The organism is Nocardia huaxiensis (assembly GCF_013744875.1).
Taxonomy (GTDB): domain Bacteria; phylum Actinomycetota; class Actinomycetes; order Mycobacteriales; family Mycobacteriaceae; genus Nocardia; species Nocardia huaxiensis.
Genome location: NZ_CP059399.1, coordinates 5,056,362 through 5,075,925 on the forward strand (window position 1 = coordinate 5,056,362; position 19,564 = coordinate 5,075,925).

The window sequence follows — 19,564 nt, forward strand, 5'->3', positions numbered from 1 at the left end:
GCGTCGGCGATTGTCCTGTGTTCCATATGCTTTCAGGGGAAGGACAGTGGGGGTGGCTGTAATCAAAACAATTCGCCCGCTCGCGCCGAGCGAGATCGTCTACGCCACGGCGACGGTGTGCATCGCGTATTCGGTGCTCGCCACGGGCGAGCTGGATATCGAGCGGCTGACGCGGGCCTTCGCGCAGGTGCGGGCTCGCAATCCCATTCTCGACGCGCACCTGGTGGTGCGTGACGACGCGGCGGTCGACTTCGCCGCGGCCGAGGGGGCGCAGGCGCGGGTGATCGTCACCGACGGTGACCCGGAGCTGGTGTTGACCGGGGCGCAGATCGATCAGGCGCGTGAGGTCAGCGCGCTGCTGGTGGTGCGGGGTGAGAACGCCGCACGCGTGACGCTGCTGATCCACCACGCCATCGCCGACGGGCATCACTCGCTGACGCTGTTCGAGCAACTGTGGTCCGCCTACACCGATTCCGCCGCCTTCGAGGCCGCGCACCCGGAGTCCGGCGACTACCCGAAATCGCTCGAGGAACTGCTGAACGAGCAGCCGCAGGAACCCGCGCCCTATCCGCTGCCCGCCGATGTGCCGCGCATCGGCACACTGCCCATGGAGGCCGTGCGCTGCCGGCTCAGCGCTGCCGCCACCACCGCGCTGCTCGAGTACGCGCGCCGCGAGCAGCTGACCGTCAATGCGCTGCTGTCGGCGGCAATCCTGTTGACCGAGACCAAATTCCGCAATGTCGCGCTGCCGGAGCTGCACTACATTTTCGCGGTCGACCTGCGCGACCGCATCGAGCCGCCGGTCGCGGCGACGGCGTCGAACAACTTCTTCGGCTACGCCGAATATCATGCGGAGACCGACGAAACCGACCTGACCGCGGTCGCCCGCGCCGTCACCGCCGCGTTCCAGAGCGAACTGGCGGCCGGCGCCATCCTCGAGAAGGCGCGCACCGGATACAACCCCAACCTGGTGGCCAAAGGCATTGTGCGATCCTCCAACTGGGGTCGCATCCCGGCGTTCGTTACGCCGGAAGGGTTGTCGCTCAGTGACTTCCGGGGCGGGATGACGGTGAACCCACCGGCCGTCGCGCCCCCGCCGGACGCGCCCGAACTGGCTCCCGGCGAGTACTTCATCGCCACCTACCAGGGCGAGCTGACCATCAACTTCGTTCCACTGCCGTGGCTGGACGAGGCGGACAAGCAGGGGCGCGCCGACATGCTGGAGAAGCTGCTCGGCGAATTCGCCTGAGTGGCAGGGTGAATCCGGCCTGAGCGCACACTATCGGCGAGTTTTCTGCCAAATGGCGGAAAGACGGTCGAAAGTGTGCGCTCAGGCCGGGCACCCCACTATTCCCCCGTAGCCTGCTTCGCCAGCATCCGCACGGCGCGCTCGACCCGATCGGTGTCGCCGGTGACCCACCAGTCCTGGATCAGGCCGCGCATGCCGGAGGTGAGCACGGTGGCGGCGGCCTCCGGGTCCTCGATGCCGGGGTCGATGCGTGCCAGGGCCTCCGACAGGGCGGTGACCACGGCCTTGACGGCCGACACGGCGTAGTCGTGGAATGGGCTGCCGGGAACTGTCGCGGCGGCCAGAACCTGAAGCAGCACACGCAGACTGGTCGGACCGCCGGTAGTGGTGTTGAGGGCGAAGGATTGCTCGAGGCGGATTCGCAGGGTCTGCGCATCGTCGACATCACCGAACAGTGCGGGAATATCGGGCCGCTGTGTTTCCAGCGCCGAGATGAGCATCTGCTCCTTCGTTCCGAAGTAATGGATCAGCATGCGCGAGCTCGTGCCGAGGTACTCCGCCAGTGGCCGCAGCGAAAGCTCTGCCAGGCCGTGCTCGGCGATATAGGTGATGACACCGGCCAGTAGTTCGGCGCGGCGGGCATGGTCGACAGGTCGGGGCACAGGTTGACTGTAGCGGTTGCTACAGGTATCCATGTTCTCATGGGTGTAACGACTGGTACAGAAACTCGGGGCGGTGTCGTCGTGACGGGGATGGCGGCCACCACCTGCCTGGGCGCGGACCTGGATACGACCTGGACTCGGCTGCTGGCCGGAGACAGTGGAATCGCCGCGCTGACAGACGATTTCGTGGCCGAATACGACCTGCCGGTGCGCATCGGCGGCCGGTTGACGGCCGCGCCGGGGGAGCAGCTGACCCGGATCGAGCAGCGGCGGATGTCGTTCGTGCAGCAGCTGGCGGTGGTGCTGGCCCGGCAGGTGTGGCAGGAGGCGGGCGCGCCCGAGGTCGATCCGGAGCGGCTGGCGGTCGCGGTGGGCACCGGGCTCGGCGGCGGTGAGGCGCTGGTGCACGCGGTGGATGTCATGCGGGCCGGGGGCTACCGCAAGGTGCCGCCCATGACGGTGCCCATGGTCATGCCCAATGGTCCGGCCGCCACCGTCGGCTTGGAGCTGGGTGCGAAAGGCGGTGTGTACGCGCCGGTTTCGGCCTGCGCCTCGGGTTCGGAAGCCATCGCGCACGCGTGGCGGCTGATCGCCACCGGTGAAGCCGATGTGGTGGTGTGCGGCGGGGTCGAAGGCCATATCGACGCGGTGCCGATCGCCAGCTTCGCCATGATGCGGGCCACGAGCACGCGCAATGACGAACCACAGCGCGCCGCACGGCCTTTCGACCGGGACCGCGATGGCTTCGTCTTCGGTGAGGCGGGCGCCCTGCTCGTCCTCGAATCCGAGGCGCATGCCCGCGCGCGGGGGGCGACCGTGCACGGCCGGGTACTCGGTGCGGGCATCACCTCCGACGGGTACCACATCACCGGCACCGCACCCGACGGCGGCGGCGCGGCCCGCGCCATGCGCAAAGCCATTGCGGCAGCGGGCTTGTCGGCCACCGACATCGCGCATGTGAACGCACACGCCGCCGGCACCCCGATCGGTGACGCCTCCGAGGCCCGCGCGATCATGGCCGTCAGCCCCGAAGCCTCGGTCTACGCACCGAAATCCGCCCTCGGCCATTCCATCGGAGCGGTCGGCGCGCTCGAGGCGATCCTCACGCTGCGCACGCTGAGCGAGCAGATCGTCCCGCCCACACTGAATTTCGAGAATCCGGACGCCGACGTCACCCTCGACGTGGTCGCCGACAAGCCGCGGCATCAGATCCTGGACTACGCGATCAGCAACTCGTTCGGCTTCGGCGGCCACAATGTGTCCCTCACCCTGGGCAAAGCCTGAATCCGTTCGCGCCCAGCGCCTTACGGCAAGATATCGGTCTGCACCCGGGGATCGAGCTTGCGCAGGGTCTCGGGCCGGTCGGTGAGGCACGGCCAGTCCCGGCTCACCGCCTCGATGGTGGCGTGCCCGGCGGGAATCAGCGCATCCGCGTCCGGCCGATCGGCCAATGCCGCGCCGAGATGATCACTCGCCGGTCGATCCAGCGGCTGGATGACCGTATTCGGCAGGTCCAGCAGCACCGAGAGAATGTCGAGCCGCCCCGGCGCGATCAACGCCCGCGCCGCCGCCAGCGCGGTGGCCGGAATGATGATGGTGTGCCCGGCGTCGGCGGTCGCCCACACCACCGACTGGACGTAGGCGACGCGATGCGCCCACGCCGTCAAGGCGGCCGTATCGAAGACGACGCCGCCGAGGGTGCCGCCGGGGGCGGTCATGCCGCGCCGGCGTGGTCGCCGGGCGTGTCCTCCTCCGATAACGGGGGCAGGCCCTGCACGGCCCGAGCCCGATTGATCAGATCCAGGGGCGGCCGCCCGCCGAAGACCTGCTCGATCCTTGCCAGGGATTCGGCCCGATCCACGCGAGCCTTCACCGATTCGACGACGAACGAGGAGATGGACTCGATCCGGCCCTTGCTGCGCCAGTCGTCCAGGGTCGCGGCGATCTCCTCCGGCACCGACACGGTGATCTTGCGGGTGCGACGTTCTCTCGCCATATCGGAATGATAACGGATTCGGATTCCGGAGATCTCAAACCTGCCGGTCACGCGGCGATCCGGGTTCGATACGGTGGGCGTGCGCCCGCAATCGCGGACCGCACCTCCAGCCAGCCAGAGGATACGACGTAGATGGATGAAAGTTCGATCGCGTGGGACGACGGTGCACTCGTCACCATCGACCAGCGGCTGCTGCCGCATGAGCTGCGAGAGCTGCGGATCACGACGGTCGATCAGGTCATCGACGCCATCCAGAGCCTGGCCATTCGCGGCGCGCCGGCCATCGGCGTGTCGGGCGCGTTCGGTGTGGTGATCGCGGCGCTGGCCGCCACCGTCGACGGGGTCGTGGACACCGAGCAGGTGCGGGCCGAGGCGGCGCGCATCGCCGATGCCCGCCCGACCGCGGTGAATCTGGCCTGGGGTGTGCGGCGCACGCTGAACCGGCTGGCCGAGGGCACGCAGGCCATGCTCGACGAAGCGCTCGAAATGCTGGCCGAGGACGGCCGGGTCAATCTGGCCGCCGCCACGCATGCCGCCGATCTGATCCAGAAGCTGTGCGGGGACCGGCCTTTGCGGCTGCTCACGCACTGCAATACCGGGCGGCTCGCGACCACCGCGGTCGGCACCGCCATCGGCGCGCTGCGGGTGCTGCACGAGCGCGGTGCGCTGGCCGAGGTCATCGTGGACGAGACGCGGCCGCTCTTGCAGGGGGCGCGGCTGACCGCGTGGGAGATGGCCGAGGCGGGGATTCCGCATCGGCTCACCATCGATTCGGCGGCGGCGTGGGCCATGGCCACCGAAGAGGTGGACGCGGTGATCGTGGGCGCGGACCGCATCACCGCGGACGGGTCGGTCGCGAACAAGATCGGCACCTACATGCTGGCGCTGGCGGCGCGGTATCACGGGATTCCGTTCATCGTGGTCGCGCCGGAATCCACACGCGACATCTCCACCGCCACCGGTCGCGACATCGTGGTCGAGCAGCGCGCCAGTGCCGAGGTCACCGGATTCGGTGGGGTGCGAACGGCTCCCGAGGGCACCGCGACCTTCAATCCCGCCTTCGATGTCACGCCGCCGGAGCTGGTGACCGCGGTGGTCACCGAATTCGGGGTGCTGGAAGCGCCGGGGGAGGCGCGCACGGCAGCCGATGCCGCCACGCATCGGGTGTATCGGCAGCCTCCGGCCCAAGCGCAGGGCGCGGGTCGCGCCGTCGCTCCCGCTGCCGTGAAAGCCATTGTGCTGACCGATGTTCCGGTCGACACGCGGCAGGCGGGCGGCGAGATCGCGGCCATTGCGCGCGACCTCTACGCCAAGGGCTGGATGCCGGGCACCGCGGGCAATATCTCGGTGCGGCAGGACGATTCGGCCGTCATCACCGCCAGCGGGCTGTCCAAGGGCGAGCTCACCGACACCGATATGGTGACCGTGCGCGTCGCCGATTCGACCCCGATCGACGAGAACGGCAAGCGGCCCTCGGCGGAAACCACCATCCACACCGCCGTGTACCGCACCCGCGACAATGCCGCCGTGGTGCACGTCCATCCACCCCACGCGACAACGGTTTCCATCGATGCGGCCGGTGCCGACACGCAGACCGTGCGTTTCTCGGGCTACGAACTCATCAAGGGCCTGGGCGGAATTCGCCCGGACGCCATCGACATTCCGATCTTCCCGAACCACGCCGACGTGCCGCGCATCGGTGAGGACATCGAGAAGTACCTGACCGAGCACCCCGACGCCCCACCCGTGCTCTTCATCGCGGGCCACGGCATCACCGCCTGGGGCGCGAGCTTGGCGCAGGCGCGCGATCGCGCCGAATGTCTCGAAGCCATGTGCGAATTGGCAAACTTGACCGGGCACCGCGAAATTCCGGTGCGCGAGAAGTAGTTCCGAGGAGAACGACAATGACACTGCTGCAGATCATGTCCGACAAGGACGCCGCCGACGTCACCCTGCGCACCGAGGACGACGCCGTCATCGCCGCCGAACTGGCCAAGCGCGGCATCACCTTCGAGCGCTGGCCGCTGCTGGAGAACCTCACCGGCGCCACCTCCACCGAGGACCTGCTCGCCGAATACGCCTCGCGCATCGATGCACTCAATGCCGACGGCCGCTACAAGTTCATCGACGTGGCCCGCATCCACCCCGACGAATCCGACCCGGAGTGGCCCGCCAAGGCCACCGCCGCGCGCACCAAGTTCCTCGACGAGCACCGCCACGCCGAGGACGAGGTCCGCTTCTTCGCCGCCGGCCAGGGCTGCTTCTACCTGCACCTGGGCGACGAGGTGCTCGCAACCGTCTGCACCGCGGGCGATCTCGTCTCCGTCCCGGCCGGCACCCTGCACTGGTTCGACATGGGCACCCGCCCCGAATTCGTGGCCGTCCGCTTCTTCGAAGAGGAAGACGGCTGGATCGGCGACTTCACCGGCGACAAGATCTCGGGCGGCTTCCCCACCCTCGATGAACTCGTGGGCGCATGATCACCACCATCGTCCTCGACATCGAGGGAACCACCAGCCCGACGAGCTCGGTCCGCGAGGAACTCTACGGCTACACCCGCACCCGCCTGCCCGGCTGGCTGGCCGAAAACCAGGGCGGCGCAGCCGATCCCATCCTCGCCGCCACCCGCATCCAGGCCGACCGCCCCGACGCGGACGCGGCCGAGGTGGCGCGGATCCTCATCGACTGGCTCAACACCGATGTGAAATCCGAACCCCTGAAGGCGGCCCAGGGCATCATCTGCGCCGAGGGCTTCCGCAACGGGTCGCTGTTCGGTGAGTTCTTCGAGGACGTCGCGCCCGCCCTGCGGGCCTGGCGTGCCTCGGGGCATGAGCTCTACATCTACTCGTCGGGTTCGGTCCGCAATCAGAAGGACTGGTTCGAATTCGCCCGCGGCGGAGATCTTTCCCCGCTCATCAGCGGCCACTTCGACCTCTCCACGGCCGGGCCCAAGCGCGAGGCCTCGTCGTACGAGAAGATCGCCGGGGCCATCGGCGTCGCGCCCGAGCACATTCTCTTCCTCTCGGATCACCCGGACGAACTGGATGCCGCCGTGGCCGCCGGCTGGTCCGCCATCGGCGTCTCCCGCCCCGGCGAGCCCAACCCACCCCGCGAACCCCACCGCTACATCAGCGATTTCGGAGACCTCGACCTCCCCTGACAGCGGTGACCGGGCCGCCCGGGTGACCGCTGCGCCGGCGGTTCAGCTTTCGTAGCCTGGACCGGTGGGAGTTGTGGATATCGGCGAGCCCGGTGCGGGATGGGATTTCGCGGGCCCGCGTGCGGTCGCGCCGTCGGGCGCCGCCGTCATCGGATACCGGGATGTGCGTGGCGCCGGGCTGGACCTGCGGGTGGCCGCGACGGCGGCGGTCGCGGTGGTGATCGAGTTCGGGGGACGCGAACTGATTGTCGACGATGCCGGTGGCCGGCAGGCCCTGGGCGGGTTCGTCGTGGGACTTCCCATGTCGGCCATGCGCATTCGCGCCCGCCACGCGGAGTGCGTCGAGGTTCGCCTGTCGCCGATCCAGGCGTACTCCCTGCTGGGCGTTGCCGCCAACGATCTGGGCCATGGCGTTGTCCCACTGGAGCAGCTGTGGGGATCGCAGGCCCGGCGACTGCGGGAGCGGCTCGCGGACGCCGGGAACTGGGAGGAACGGTTCGCCCTGACGAAATCGGTTCTGGCGCAGTGCGACAGGCCGGCACGCACACCCGATCCCGAGGTGGTCGCCGCCTGGCGTCGCATACTCGCCTCCGGTGGCCAGGCGAAGGTCTCCGAGCTCGCCGAATCTCTCGGATGGAGCCGCAAACGGCTCTGGGCGCGGTTCGAATCCCAGATCGGCCTGACCCCCAAGCGGGCGGCGATGCTGGTCCGATTCCGGTGCGCGGTCGACGGTTTGCTGGCGGGCCGGCCCGCCGCCGATGTCGCCGCGGTGTGCGGGTACACCGATCAAGCCCACCTGTGCCGGGACGTGGCGATCTTCGCCGATCGCACACCGGGTGCGCTGCACACCGGCGACCTGCCGGCCATCGCCCGGGATCGATACCGGGCCTGGGGAACATTTTTCCAATCTCCGGCGTGACCGATAGGTCGATAGTGGTGGTCGCCCACCCCGATCGACGAGAGGACACGTGTCGTGACCGACACCCTCGGCCCGGATACCACTGCGCGAAGCACCCGAACGCAGTCAGCGACAGTGCGAATACTGTTGGCCTGCGGCATCATTGCTCCGCTGCTCAACATCACTGTCGTTCTCGTCCTCGGGGCGATACGGCCTGACTACGACCCCTGGGTAGTTCCCGACAGCAACCTCGAATTGGGACCCGGCGGGTGGATGCAGATAGCCAACTACATCGTCACCGGAACGCTCCTGCTCGCCTTCACCATGGGGATCAGGCCGCTGCTTCGGTCCGGACGCGAATCCACGTGGGGCCCCATCCTGCTCGGCAGCTATGGCCTCACCTTCCTCGCCATCGGGCCCATCCTGCCCGACCCGTCGCTGGGCTACCCGGCGGGAGCGTCGGAGGAACTGACCGTTCACGGCGCCGTGCACAGCCTCCTGGGCCTGGTTCAGTTCGCGTCGCTGACCGCGGCCTGCTTCCTGCTGGCAGGACTCGGGAACCGCAGCTGGTCCCGGTATTCGAGGGCTACCGGACTGTTGGTCGCCACGTCCTACGTCGCCTTCGCCCTCACCGCGAAACTGTGGGACGGGGGACCCGCCGGGCTCATCGAACGGATCGGGATCTTCGCCGGCGGACTCTGGGTCGCGCTGCTGGCGTTGCGCCTGATGCGCGGCTCGATCCCACGCACGCCTGTCGCATAGCCGGATGGTTGGCCGACGGATCGGATGCTCATCGATGGGCGGTCATGCTCACCAGCTCAGGATCGCTTCGGCTTCACCGTCGATCGTGCGGCCGGTGGGCTGGAAGCCCAGGGATCGGTAGAAGCCTTCCGCACTGGCCGGGCCGCGCCGGTAGCTGACGTAGAGCGCGGTCGTGCCACGAGCTTTCAGCTGCGTGACGAGGATGTCGATCGCTCGCCGGCCAACGCCCTTGCCCTGGTGCGGGCCGGCGATCATGAAGCGCCACAGGGAAACGCCGGGTTGGTCGGAGTCCATGGCGAGATCGAGCATGAGGAATCCGACAGGCTGCTCGCCGCAGTAGACGCCGCGAAACCAGGCCGCGTCGGTGAAGTGGGCCTGGGCCATGGATATGCCGTTGTCGACCACCAACTTCCGTTGCTCGACAGGCAGGGATTCGCTGAGTTTGCACACCTCGTAGACGGTCTCCGCGGTAACCCTGCGCAGCGTTACGTCCGATCCGGGCTCGGTTGAATTGTTCATCGCGGCTTTCGTGGTGGACGGTGAGCGGTGGTGGCCACGTACGCCGGGCCTGACTCCATCCTCGGTGGGTTCGCGATTCGGGGACAGAGTCGTCCGGCCTGAATCCCACGGGACGATCGGAAGAGAACACTCCGGAAGTGATCGACCGCATTGTGCTGCGCCGGGCGGACGAGAGAAGGTTCGCCGGCTATTCGAGGTAGTCCTGCAGCAGTTGTGAGCGGGAGGGATGGCGCAGTTTGGACATCGTCTTCGATTCGATCTGCCGGATCCGTTCCCGGGTCACGCCGTAGACCCTGCCGATGTCGTCGAGGGTTCGCGGCCGGCCGTCGTCCAAGCCGTAGCGCAGGCGCATGACGCCGGCTTCTCGTTCGCTGAGGGTGCCGAGTACGGCGTGCAGCTGTTCTTGCAGAAAGAGGAAGGACACCGCGTCGATCGCGGTGACCGCCTCGGAATCTTCGATGAAGTCGCCGAGCTGGGTGGTGCCTTCCTCGCCGACCGTCTGGTCCAGCGAGATCGGTTCTCGTGCGATCTGCCGAATCTCCAGGACCTTCGCGGGTGTGATTCCGAGTTGCGCGGCAAGCTCTTCGGGTGTGGCCTCACGGTCGAGTTGCTGGAACAGTTCGCGCTGTACCCGGCCGAGCTTGTTGATGATCTCCACCATGTGGACCGGTATGCGGATGGTGCGGGACTGGTCGGCCATGGCACGTGAGATGGCCTGCCGAATCCACCAGGTGGCATAGGTCGAGAACTTGAATCCCTTTTGGTAGTCGAATTTTTCGACCGCACGCACCAGGCCGAGGTTGCCTTCCTGGATCAGGTCGAGGAAGGCCATGCCGCGCCCGGTATAGCGTTTGGCGATGGACACCACCAGGCGCAGATTCGCCTCGAGCAGATGATCTTTGGCTCGGGTGCCGTCGCGGGCGATGAGGGTCAGGTCTCGCCGGTATGCCGTGCCGAGACCGGAGGGCGCCTCGGATTCGGTTCGCAGCTTTTCCGCCGCGTACAGTCCGACCTCGATCCGCACCGCCAGCTCGACCTCCTGGTCCGCCGACAGCAGCGGCACCCGGCCGATCTGCTTCAGATAGGCGCGAATCGAGTCCCCGCCGGTAGCGCCGCCCGCATTGTCGGTCTTGCCTGGAGTGGGTGCCACATTCGCCTCTCCGAGAAATTCGGGTGGCATCGCGATTCCGAGAAGCAGGACCGCAGAGAGGCCTCGAACGGCTCGGCAATCACCGAGGCCACTGTCCAGCGTACTGGGCCTGCGCCGCTGTCCGGCCGCACACACGCCGGGTATCGACGATCAGCCCCGACGGCGGTCCCCGCGATGATCCGGACTTGGCCGGCTGCGGCATGGTCAAGGCCCCGTGAGGACCGCCGAATTCTTCGGGCGGACAGGTCAACTGGTGACGCGGGTGGCGGCGCGGTCGATGAGGTACTCGACCAGCGTCATGAGGACGTTCTTGCAGGAGCCGCGGTCGCGGGCGTCACAGAGCAGCACCGGGATGTGCTCGTCGAGGTCGAGGGCGTCGCGGACCTCCACCGGGGTGTAGAGGGGTGCGCCCTCGAAGCAGTTCACCGCCACCGTGAAAGCCACACCACGGCGTTCGAAGAAATCGATTGCGGCGAAGGAGCCTTCGAGGCGACGGGTGTCGGCCAGGACCACCGCGCCCAGCGCGCCGCGCGCCAGTTCGTCCCACAGGAACCAGAAGCGGTCCTGCCCGGGGGTGCCGAACAGGTAGAGGACCAGGTTCTGGTCGATGGTGATGCGGCCGAAGTCGAGGGCCACCGTGGTGGTGGTCTTGCCCTCGACGCCACTGAGATCGTCCACGCCGGTGGACAATTCGGTGATCAGTTCTTCGGTGCGCAGCGGGGTGATCTCGCTGATCGCGGAGACCATGGTGGTTTTGCCGACCCCGAAGCCGCCCGCGATGAGAATCTTCACCGAGGCGGCCAGGGGCCGGGATGAGTCAAAGTTTTCGGATGCCATCGAGTACAGCTCGCAGAATGTTGAGGTCGTCGGATCCGTTCTCGGGCATGGCCGGAGCGCGGAATTTGAGTAGGCCGTCGGCGATCAGGTCGCCGACGAGAATCTTGGTCACCGCCAGTGGCAGCCGCAGCGCGGCCGACACCTCGGCCACCGACAGGGGCAGCCGGCACAACCGCACGATATCGGTGTACTCCGGTTCGACCCGGCGCAGCGGCGGCGCCATATTCGGCACCACCACCACGGTGAGCATGTCGAGATCGTGCCCCGCCCCCATGGTTCGGCCGCCGGTCCTCGCATAGGGGCGCACGAGGGGACCGGCAGCGTCGTCGAACCACTGTTCGCCCGGCCGCGGCGTCATGACAGCCGGGGGTTGACCTGTCCGGCCAGCGGCTGGCGCGGGGAGGTGGACAGATAGGTGCCGACACGCTGGACCGTGAGGTTCATTTCGTACGCGACCATGCCTAGGTTGGCCTGCTCGGTGGCCTGCAGCGCCAGGCAGGCGTGACTGCCCGCGGCGGTCACGAAGAGCACCGCCCGGTCGAGTTCGATGACCGCCTGGCGTACGCCACCGCCGTCGAAACGCGTTCCCGCGCTGCGCGCCAGCCCGTAGAGCGTGGAGGACATGGCGCCGAAGTGCTCGGCGTCCTCACGGCTCATCGAGGAGGAACGGCCCAGCAGCAGCCCGTCGGTGGAGTGCACCACCGCGTGCCGCACACCCGCGAGCCGATCGACCAGATCGTCGAGAAGCCAGTTGAGATCACCAGCGTTTGAGATGGTCACCGTCGCCTTCCTGTCTGTCCTGAATTCCATTGGACGTCGGCGCGTTCGCACTCGGATCGGCCTGCCGGCCCTGCCTGGTTCCGTTCGCGATCGCGGACATGAGGTCTCGGGCCTGCTCGGCCGTGCGGGTAGGCTCGGGCGGCGCCTCCTGGGTCGCCTTCTCCTGCGCCAATTCCGGTGCGAGACTTGCCTGCCGGCGCCTGCGCGGGAGCGCGGGCCGACCGTCGGAGCCAGTGTAATGCGAACCACCGAATTCGGAAGAGCGGAAACCGTTTTCCCGTGGTATCTGCGGCTGCGGGCGGTCGCGCCACGAATTCGGATTGGTCGGCGGATCGAACGGTGCGGGGGTGTCGAAGGACATCTGCTGCGGGAATCGGTGATCGGGGTGCGCGGCGGGCGGCGCCGGCGCGGCGGGCGCGGGTTCGTCGGGCGCACTGTGCCGGGCGGCGGGAAGCGCGATGCTGTTCCCGGCTGCGGGCAGCGCGTGTGCGCCCGTGGCGGCCAGAGCGTGGGTTCCGGTCGTGGTGGCGTCGAGTTGGCGCGGCACGGCCGGGATTTCGCCGGTGCGGCCCGCGGGCACGGTGAGCCCCGACGGCACCAGCACAATGGCGCGCACGCCGCCGTAATCGGATTCGGTGAGCCGCACCGAGATTCCGTTGCGCACCGCCAGCTGGGCGACCACGAACATGCCCAGCCGGGAATCCTCCGACAGGGTGGTGACACCGAAGTCCGGTGGATTGCGCAGCATGTCGTTGATGCGGGCGATCTCCGGCTCTGGAATGCCCATGCCCTGATCGATGATCTCGACCGCCACCCCCTTGCCGACCACATTGCCGCGCACCGACACCTGCGACTGCGGCGGCGAGAAGTGCGCGGCATTGTCGACCAGCTCGGCGATCAGGTGCACGAGGTCGGCCACCGCGGTGCCGGCCACCGAAACCTCGGGCAGCCGCGCGATTTTCACGCGCGTGTAGTCCAGGGCCTCACCCACGCCACTGCGCACCACCTCGACCAGCTGGACGGGATTGCGCCACTGCCGGCCGGGCTGGCCGCCCGCGAGAATGATCAGGTTCTCGGCATTGCGGCGTTCGCGGGTGGCCAGATGGTCCAGGCGGAAGAACAATTCGAGCAGCGCCGGATCCTCCTGCTTGGATTCGGCCTCGTCGAGCACCTCCAGCTGCCGGTGCACCACGACCTGGCTGCGGTGGGCGATATTGAGGAACACCGACTTCACGCCCTCGCGGGTGCGGGATTCGGTGATGGCCGCCGCGACCGCCGCCGCGTGCGCGTGACTGAACGCCTGCGCCACCTGACCGATCTCGTCGCCGCCGAAATCCAGTGGCGGCGTCTCGGTCTGCGGATCCACCTGCTCGCCCTCGCGCAGCTTGCGCATGATCTCGGGCAGCCGCTCGTCCGCGAGGGCGAAGGTCTGGTCGCGTAGTCGCTTGAGGCGGCGGATGATCCGGTTCGCCAGCACCAGCGCCACCAGGAAGGCGAGCACCGCCACCGCGAACAGCGCGGACCCGGCGAGGGCGGAATTGCGGGCATCGGTTTCGGCCGCGTCGACGGCCAGGCCCTGGGCGTGCTGGCTCTGGCTGTCCCACAGCTCCAGCAGCGCCGTGTTCACTTCATTGGCGGCTGCCTGCCACTCTTCGACGGTGAACGGCAGCGGGTCCGGTTCGGTCTTCGGCTTGACGGCGGTGATCGGGTCCAGGGCGCGCGCGATGAAGGAGTTCTCCATGAACGCCAGCCGCCCCCACGACGGCATGGCGGTGATGGCCTGGGCCGCCGCCACCCGCTCCTGCTCGTCGGTGGTGGCCATGCCCTCGATGCTGACCCGATAGCCGCCGACCAGCCGCGAGAACTCCGCGGCCAGCTCCGGGGGCAGGGTGCCGTCATTGGCCAGGATGCTCGCCAAGGAGGTGCTGCGGGACAGCATTTCGGACGCGCCGACGATGGTGAGGGTCTCGCCGGTCTCCACGGCCACCTCCGCCGAGGGCGCGGTGGTCTGCACGGCCTGCGTGCCGATGGAGATGACATCGAGCAGGTGGCTGTAGAAGGTGTAGGTGTCCGACAGCGTCAGCGCGTGCGCGTCGACCTGCGTGCGCACCGCGGCCAGTTGGGCGATGAGCGTATTGAATCCGCCCACATCGCCCTTCACGCCCTCCGGACCCAGATCCTCCATGGTGGCGGTGGTGGGCGCGAACGCCCGCAGCGCGGCATCGAGCCGTAACCGAGCCTGCGCCACGCCTTTCGGATTCGGGGCCTCGCCGCCCAGCTGGGCCAGCGTCAGCTGCCGCTCCTGCTGGACCGAGCCCACCAGCTCCTTGGTCAGCGGTGTGAAGTCGCGCAGCGCTACCGCCCAGTCGCGTGCGTTGCGGCCTTCGACCACAAGGTATCCCGCGCCACCCACACCGATCACGAGCAGCGCCAGGCTCGGAACGAGTGCGATGGCGAGAACGCGGGTGCGGACACCGAGTCTCGCTGTGAACATCGGCACAACGTATCGGGACATATGTCACATACGTTGCGGATATCCCGTTGAGCGGAACCAAGATTGACTGTCAGAGCCATGCGTGCATCGGAATGATGGTTTCGCGGTGCCGGATTCGTGTGCGCGCCGTGGGCGGCCCGGACGCTCGCTGTCCAGGTTCGCACCGAACCCGCAGCGGGCCGGGATGATTCGTCACTCGGTGTCGCGCCGCCGGTGCCGTGCGCCGTTCTCGGCGTCGGACTGCCCGTCGTGCGGCGGGTTGCCGGGATCGGCGCGACGGCCCTGCCGGGTGCCGTTCTCGATGGCGGACATGAGATCTCGCGCCTGCTCGGCGGTGCGTTCCGGACGGGTTGGGGCCGGTGTCTCGGCGGATAGCGGATCTTTCGCCAGTTCCGGTGCGAGGCTGGATTGGCGGCGGCGGCGCGGGAGTGTCGGCCGATGCTCGCCACCGCGAGAAGTGTCCGGCCGCACGGGCTCCGGCGGGGCGGGAGTTGCGTCCATCTCCCTCGAACCGCGTCCGGGATCCGGTGCGGCAGGCAGGGCGTGCGGCCGGTGGGTCGTGAGCGGCCGGCGTGGGTCGGGGACCTGCTCGCGGCCGGACATCTCGGTGCTGATGAGCGCGGCCGGCACCAGCACGATCGCGCGAATGCCGCCGTAGTCGGACTCGGACAGGCGCACCGAAATGCCGTGGCGCGCCGCGAGTTGCGACACCACGAACAGGCCGAGCCGGGAATCGGTGGACAGGGCGGTGACGCCGAAATCCACCGGGGCGGCCAGGCGCGCATTGGCGGCCGCCAATTCGGGTTCGGGAATGCCCATGCCCTGATCGCTGATCTCCAGGGCGAGGCCGCGAGCGACGGTGCGACCGGAGATCTCCACGAACGCCTGCGGCGGCGAGAACGACGTGGCGTTGTCGACCAGTTCGGCCAGCAGGTGGATGAGGTCGCCGACGGCCGCGCCGAGCACGAACGCCTCGGGCAGGCGCGAGGTGCGGACCCGCTGATAATCCAGGGTCTCGCCGACCGCGCTGCGCACCAATTCCATGACCGGCACCGGATTTCGCCACTGCCGGCCCGGCTGCCCGCCCGCGAGAATGATCAGGTTCTCGGCATTGCGGCGCTCCCGGGTGGCGAGGTGGTCGAGCCGGAAGAAGGTGTCGAGCAGGGTCGGATCCTCCTGCGTGGACTCGGCCTCGTCGAGCAGCTCGAGCTGCCGGTGCATCACCACCTGGCTGCGGTGCGCGATATTGCGGAAGACCGCCTTCACGCCCTCGCGGGTGCGGGCCTCGGTCACCGCGGCGGACACGGCCGCCGCGTGCGCATGGCCGAAAGCCTGTGCCACCTGGCCGATCTCATCGCCGCCGAAATCCAGCTGCGGGTCGGTGGCCTCCGCGTCGACGGCTTCGCCGGTCGCCAGCCTGCGCATGGTCTCGGGCAGCTGCTCATCGGCCAGCGCGAGGGTGCGATCCCGCAAGCGGCGCAGCCGCCGGATGATGCGATTCGCCAGCACCATCGCCACCACGATCGCGCCCACCGCGACCGCGAGAATTCCCGCACCCGCGAGCAACGAATTGCGTGTGGTGCCGGACGCGGCGTCGGAGGCCAGGCTCTGGGCCTGGGAACTCTGCGCCTCCCACAGATCGGCCAGCGCCTTGTCGACTTCCGCTGCCGCGGACTGCCATTCGGTGTTGGTCAGCGGAAGAGCCACGCGCCGGACCGGCGTCCCGGTGTCCTCGCGGGGCAGCGCACGTTGCGACAGTGCGGTTTCCATGGCGCCCAGCCGCTGCCAGGCCGCACCGGAGACCAGCGCCTGCGTCGCGGCCGCCTGATCGGGATCCGGGTCGGCGACGAACTGCTCGATGCGCATCCGGTAGTACCCGACCAGTCGCACGAATTCGGTGCCGAGCTCCGGACTCAGCTCCTCGTCCTGCGCCAGCGCCGCACCCAGGGCGGTGGCCCGGCTCATGGCCTCCAGACTCTGCAGCACCTCGGCGGATTCGGAGAGTTCGGCGGCGGTGGCGGCATCGGGTGCGGTCTGCTGGGCGATGCGAATACCCGACATCACCAATTCCGGCATGCGACTGTAGAACTGGTACGCCTCGGCCACCGGCACCGTCCCGGCGTCGACACCGGCGCGAATCGTGGTGAGCTGCTTGCCGAGCGCCTGGAACGCCGCGGTGCTGTCGCCCATCGATTCGGGCCCCATGCTCGACAGCCGCGACTGATTGGGTGCGATCTGCAGGAAGGCGTTGTCCAGCCGCAGCCGCGCCGCCGCCAGATCCCGGATATCCGGATCGGCTCCGGCATTGCGCCACAGGGTGATTCGCCGTTCGGCCTGAATGGCTTCGACCAGCTCCCGGGTCGGGGAGATCCCCGCCCGCAGCTCGTCGGCCCAGGCGCGGGCCTCGTTCGACTGGTCCACCAGTCCGCCCGTCGCGCCCACGCCGACGACCACCAGGGCCAGGCTGGGGACGAGCGCTATCGCCAGGATACGGGTCCGGACACCGAGGTTCGGCATGCGCATTGCCACAACGTAGCCATTCGGGGAGGTGATCCTGGCCACGAGTCCCTTTGACCAGGACCAGGATTGACGATCCGCGCCGGTCCGTGTAAGCCAGGGAATAGCGGACCATTCGGTCCGGCAACGGTTTTCGGAACTTCACGCGGGATCCCGTACCCGCACCCCTCGTACAGGCACGGGATCCCGCGTCCGGATCAACTCGCGGAGATGGCCGAGACGTACCAGCCGAACGAATGACCCTTGCTGGAACAGAAGAAGCTGTCGTGGAACCAGACCCCGCAGCGCGCGCCCGCGAACTCGACCTTGGGCCCCCACACGTCGCTGTCCGTGGCCACCTCGTCGATGCTCGGGTTACCGCCCGCCCGGGTATACGCGCCGGGGGAGAACGCCGGATGCGCCGGCATCGAAGCCGAGTCGATGACGACCTGACTCACCTGGAAGGGAATCGGTACGTCGGCCTCGGCGAACTTGATGGTCATGGACGCGGGCGAGGCCAGGTCGCACCCGACATCCCCGGTGGGCGCGATCGAGCAATTGATTCCGCCCGCGCGGAAGTACAGCGCAGCCGATTCCTCGGCCGATGCCGTCCCCGCGAGCGGAACGGCGGCAAGCGCGGACGCGGCGGCAACTCCCGCGGCGCGCTGGGTGAAGCTGAGCATTCGAACAATCCCTTCCGAACCGTGCACTCATCGTTGGCTATTCGGTGGTACTGCTGGGGTGTTGTTCGTAGCCCGGAACCCGCTGGTTACAGGTCATTTTTGCAATCCGGCATATCGGGCGTGCCGGATTGCCGTGCCGGACCGACATTTCCGGCCGGAAACCCGGCTCGACCGGCCGGGATCGTGCAGACGCCCATGTACCCCCCGCCCGGAGGGTAGATTTGTCCGTACCCGGAAGTAACTTGTAAGTAGGAGGCGACGATGCCGGTACCGGCAGCCGCGGTATTCGACCGTCTGCGGACGTTCGCGGCGGTGGACACGACCGACGATCGTGACAACCGCGCGATCACCGAGGTGTTCACCGGCAGCACGCTGGGCACGGTGCCCGTCGGCACCGCCGACGATGTCGCGGCCGCCGTCGCCAGAGGCCGTGCCGCACAGGCGGAATGGGCCGCACGGCCGGTGAAGGAGCGGGCCGCGGTGCTCGAGCGCTACCGGGCGCTGGTGGTGGAGAACCGCGAATACCTCATGGACATCGTGCAGGCCGAGACCGGCAAGGCGCGGTGGGCGGCGCAGGAAGAGATCATGGGGCTGATCTTCGCGGCCCGGTATTTCTCCCGGGTCGCGCCGCAGCTGCTGGCGCCGCACAGTGCGACCGGGGCGTTCCCGGTGCTGAACCGGGCTTCGGTGCGGGCGGTGCCCAAGGGGATCGTGGGCGTCATCGCGCCGTGGAACTACCCGATGCTGCTGTCGGTCGGTGACTCGATTCCGGCGTTGCTCGCCGGTAATGCCGTGGTGGTCAAGCCGGACAGTCAGACGCCGTACTCCTCGCTGGCCAATGCCGAACTGTTCGCGCGGGCCGGGCTGCCCCGGGACCTGTTCGCCGTCGTCACCGGTCCCGGCACGGTGGTGGGCACCGCCATCGTCGACTCGTGCGACTACCTGATGTTCACCGGGTCCTCCGCGACCGGGCGCACGCTGGCCGAACAGTGCGGGCGTCGCCTCATCGGCTTCTCGGCGGAACTGGGCGGCAAGAATCCGATGATCGTCACCAAGGACGCCAATCTCGACAAGGCCGCCAAAGCGGCTGTGCGCGCGTGCTTCTCGAATGCCGGGCAGCTGTGCATCTCCATCGAGCGGTTGTATGTCGATCGGAGCGTGGCCGATGCGTTCACCGAGAAGTTCGTGGCTAATGTGAAGGCCGCGAAACTCGGTGCCTCCTACGACTTCTCGAACGATATCGGCAGCCTCATCTCCGAATCCCAGCTCGAGACCGTCACCAAGCATGTGGCCGACGCCGTATCGAAGGGCGCGAAGGTGCTCGCGGGTGGCAATGCGCGCCCGGATCTCGGCCCGCTCTTCTACGAACCGACCGTGCTCTCCGAGGTCACCGACGCCATGGAGTGCGGGCGCAACGAAACCTTCGGGCCGCTGGTCTCCATCTACCCCGTGGACGGGGTCGAAGAGGCCATCACGCGCGCCAATGACACCGAATACGGCCTGAACGCGAGCGTCTGGGCGGGAAGCAAATCCGAGGGCGAGCAGATCGCCGAGCGTTTGCACGCCGGCACCGTCAATGTCGACGAGGGCTACGCCCCGGCGTGGGGCACCACCGGCGCTCCCATGGGCGGCATGGGTATTTCGGGTGTCGGCCGCCGGCACGGTCCCGACGGCCTGCTGAAGTTCACCGAACCGCAGTCCATCGTGGTCACCCGGTTCTTGAACCTGGATGCCCCGGCCTTCTTCCCGAACGACAAGTGGCAGCCGTTCCTGATGGGCATCGCGCGCGCGATCCGGTTCCTGCCGGGCCGCTGAGGCCGCGCAATCCCTCGAGCCGCTCCGGTCCGCACGGTCCGGGGCGGCTCCCGCATTCCGGGG

General features: G+C 68.3%; 18 protein-coding genes and 1 pseudogene. 8 read left to right on the forward strand and 11 right to left on the reverse strand.

The annotated features are described in order from the left end of the window. Positions 1 to 52 precede the first annotated feature (52 nt). The gene (locus H0264_RS22765; RefSeq protein ID WP_181579417.1) at positions 53 to 1,249 is read left to right on the forward strand and encodes a phthiocerol/phthiodiolone dimycocerosyl transferase family protein; all 1,197 of its coding nucleotides are present in this window, start codon (positions 53 to 55) and stop codon (positions 1,247 to 1,249) included. A gap of 98 nt (positions 1,250 to 1,347) precedes the next feature. On the opposite strand, the gene H0264_RS22770 is transcribed toward H0264_RS22765, so the two are convergent. Then, complete coding sequence (locus H0264_RS22770; RefSeq protein ID WP_181579418.1) at positions 1,348 to 1,911, reverse strand: TetR family transcriptional regulator; 564 nt, start codon at positions 1,909 to 1,911, stop codon at positions 1,348 to 1,350. Positions 1,912 to 1,950: 39 nt separating this feature from the next. Between H0264_RS22770 and H0264_RS22775 the strand changes: the two genes are divergently transcribed. Continuing rightward, positions 1,951 to 3,195, forward strand: a complete 1,245-nt coding sequence (locus tag H0264_RS22775) for a KasA/KasB family beta-ketoacyl-ACP synthase (protein ID WP_181579419.1) — start codon at positions 1,951 to 1,953, stop codon at positions 3,193 to 3,195. Between the two features lie 20 nt (positions 3,196 to 3,215). On the opposite strand, the gene H0264_RS22780 is transcribed toward H0264_RS22775, so the two are convergent. Together H0264_RS22780 and H0264_RS22785 are read right to left on the reverse strand one after the other, a co-directional pair. Next, positions 3,216 to 3,629, reverse strand: coding sequence for a hypothetical protein (locus tag H0264_RS22780; protein WP_181579420.1), 414 nt, complete (start codon positions 3,627 to 3,629; stop codon positions 3,216 to 3,218). Next, positions 3,626 to 3,907, reverse strand: coding sequence for a hypothetical protein (locus H0264_RS22785; protein ID WP_181579421.1), 282 nt, complete (start codon positions 3,905 to 3,907; stop codon positions 3,626 to 3,628). The genes H0264_RS22780 and H0264_RS22785 overlap by 4 nt, the downstream gene beginning before the upstream one ends. 132 nt (positions 3,908 to 4,039) lie before the next feature. On the opposite strand from H0264_RS22785, the gene mtnA reads away from it, so the two are divergent. The 5 genes from mtnA to H0264_RS22810 all read left to right on the forward strand — a co-directional run bounded on the left by mtnA (position 4,040) and on the right by H0264_RS22810 (position 8,727). Continuing rightward, positions 4,040 to 5,794, forward strand: a complete 1,755-nt coding sequence (mtnA, locus tag H0264_RS22790) for an S-methyl-5-thioribose-1-phosphate isomerase (protein ID WP_181579422.1) — start codon at positions 4,040 to 4,042, stop codon at positions 5,792 to 5,794. Between the two features lie 17 nt (positions 5,795 to 5,811). Next, positions 5,812 to 6,387, forward strand: a complete 576-nt coding sequence (locus tag H0264_RS22795) for a 1,2-dihydroxy-3-keto-5-methylthiopentene dioxygenase (RefSeq protein ID WP_181579423.1) — start codon at positions 5,812 to 5,814, stop codon at positions 6,385 to 6,387. Continuing rightward, positions 6,384 to 7,067, forward strand: coding sequence for an acireductone synthase (gene mtnC, locus H0264_RS22800; RefSeq protein ID WP_181579424.1), 684 nt, complete (start codon positions 6,384 to 6,386; stop codon positions 7,065 to 7,067). Before H0264_RS22795 ends, mtnC begins: the two co-directional genes overlap by 4 nt. Before the next feature lie 64 nt (positions 7,068 to 7,131). Further along, the gene (locus tag H0264_RS22805) at positions 7,132 to 7,986 is read left to right on the forward strand and encodes a helix-turn-helix domain-containing protein (RefSeq protein ID WP_181579425.1); all 855 of its coding nucleotides are present in this window, start codon (positions 7,132 to 7,134) and stop codon (positions 7,984 to 7,986) included. A gap of 114 nt (positions 7,987 to 8,100) precedes the next feature. Next, positions 8,101 to 8,727 carry a DUF998 domain-containing protein gene (locus H0264_RS22810; RefSeq protein WP_181579426.1) on the forward strand — a complete coding sequence of 209 codons (627 nt, stop codon included), beginning with the start codon at positions 8,101 to 8,103 and terminating at the stop codon, positions 8,725 to 8,727. A 48-nt stretch (positions 8,728 to 8,775) separates the two neighbouring features. Here the strand turns inward: H0264_RS22810 and H0264_RS22815 are convergent, their stop codons facing one another. The 8 genes and pseudogenes from H0264_RS22815 to H0264_RS22850 all read right to left on the reverse strand — a co-directional run bounded on the left by H0264_RS22815 (position 8,776) and on the right by H0264_RS22850 (position 17,686). Next, complete coding sequence (locus H0264_RS22815) at positions 8,776 to 9,246, reverse strand: GNAT family N-acetyltransferase (protein WP_181579427.1); 471 nt, start codon at positions 9,244 to 9,246, stop codon at positions 8,776 to 8,778. A 187-nt stretch (positions 9,247 to 9,433) separates the two neighbouring features. Then, positions 9,434 to 10,429: pseudogene (locus H0264_RS22820) on the reverse strand (RNA polymerase sigma factor); the annotation flags it as partial. A gap of 213 nt (positions 10,430 to 10,642) precedes the next feature. After that, on the reverse strand, positions 10,643 to 11,233 hold the full coding sequence (locus tag H0264_RS22825) for a GTP-binding protein (protein ID WP_181579429.1): 591 nt from the start codon (positions 11,231 to 11,233) through the stop codon (positions 10,643 to 10,645). Continuing rightward, the gene (locus H0264_RS22830) at positions 11,214 to 11,591 is read right to left on the reverse strand and encodes a DUF742 domain-containing protein (RefSeq protein WP_181579430.1); all 378 of its coding nucleotides are present in this window, start codon (positions 11,589 to 11,591) and stop codon (positions 11,214 to 11,216) included. Before H0264_RS22830 ends, H0264_RS22825 begins: the two co-directional genes overlap by 20 nt. Further along, a complete protein-coding gene (locus H0264_RS22835) occupies positions 11,588 to 12,013 on the reverse strand; it encodes a roadblock/LC7 domain-containing protein (RefSeq protein WP_181579431.1) in 426 nt (141 codons plus the stop codon). The genes H0264_RS22830 and H0264_RS22835 overlap by 4 nt, the downstream gene beginning before the upstream one ends. After that, positions 11,991 to 14,507, reverse strand: a complete 2,517-nt coding sequence (locus tag H0264_RS22840; protein WP_181579432.1) for a sensor histidine kinase — start codon at positions 14,505 to 14,507, stop codon at positions 11,991 to 11,993. The genes H0264_RS22835 and H0264_RS22840 overlap by 23 nt, the downstream gene beginning before the upstream one ends. A gap of 192 nt (positions 14,508 to 14,699) precedes the next feature. Beyond that, on the reverse strand, positions 14,700 to 17,030 hold the full coding sequence (locus tag H0264_RS22845) for a sensor histidine kinase (RefSeq protein WP_181579433.1): 2,331 nt from the start codon (positions 17,028 to 17,030) through the stop codon (positions 14,700 to 14,702). Between the two features lie 191 nt (positions 17,031 to 17,221). Continuing rightward, a complete protein-coding gene (locus tag H0264_RS22850; protein ID WP_181579434.1) occupies positions 17,222 to 17,686 on the reverse strand; it encodes a hypothetical protein in 465 nt (154 codons plus the stop codon). Between the two features lie 261 nt (positions 17,687 to 17,947). Here H0264_RS22850 and H0264_RS22855 point away from each other — a divergent pair, with 261 nt between their 5' ends. Beyond that, the gene (locus tag H0264_RS22855) at positions 17,948 to 19,501 is read left to right on the forward strand and encodes a succinic semialdehyde dehydrogenase (protein WP_181579435.1); all 1,554 of its coding nucleotides are present in this window, start codon (positions 17,948 to 17,950) and stop codon (positions 19,499 to 19,501) included. The last annotated feature ends 63 nt before the right edge of the window (positions 19,502 to 19,564 follow it).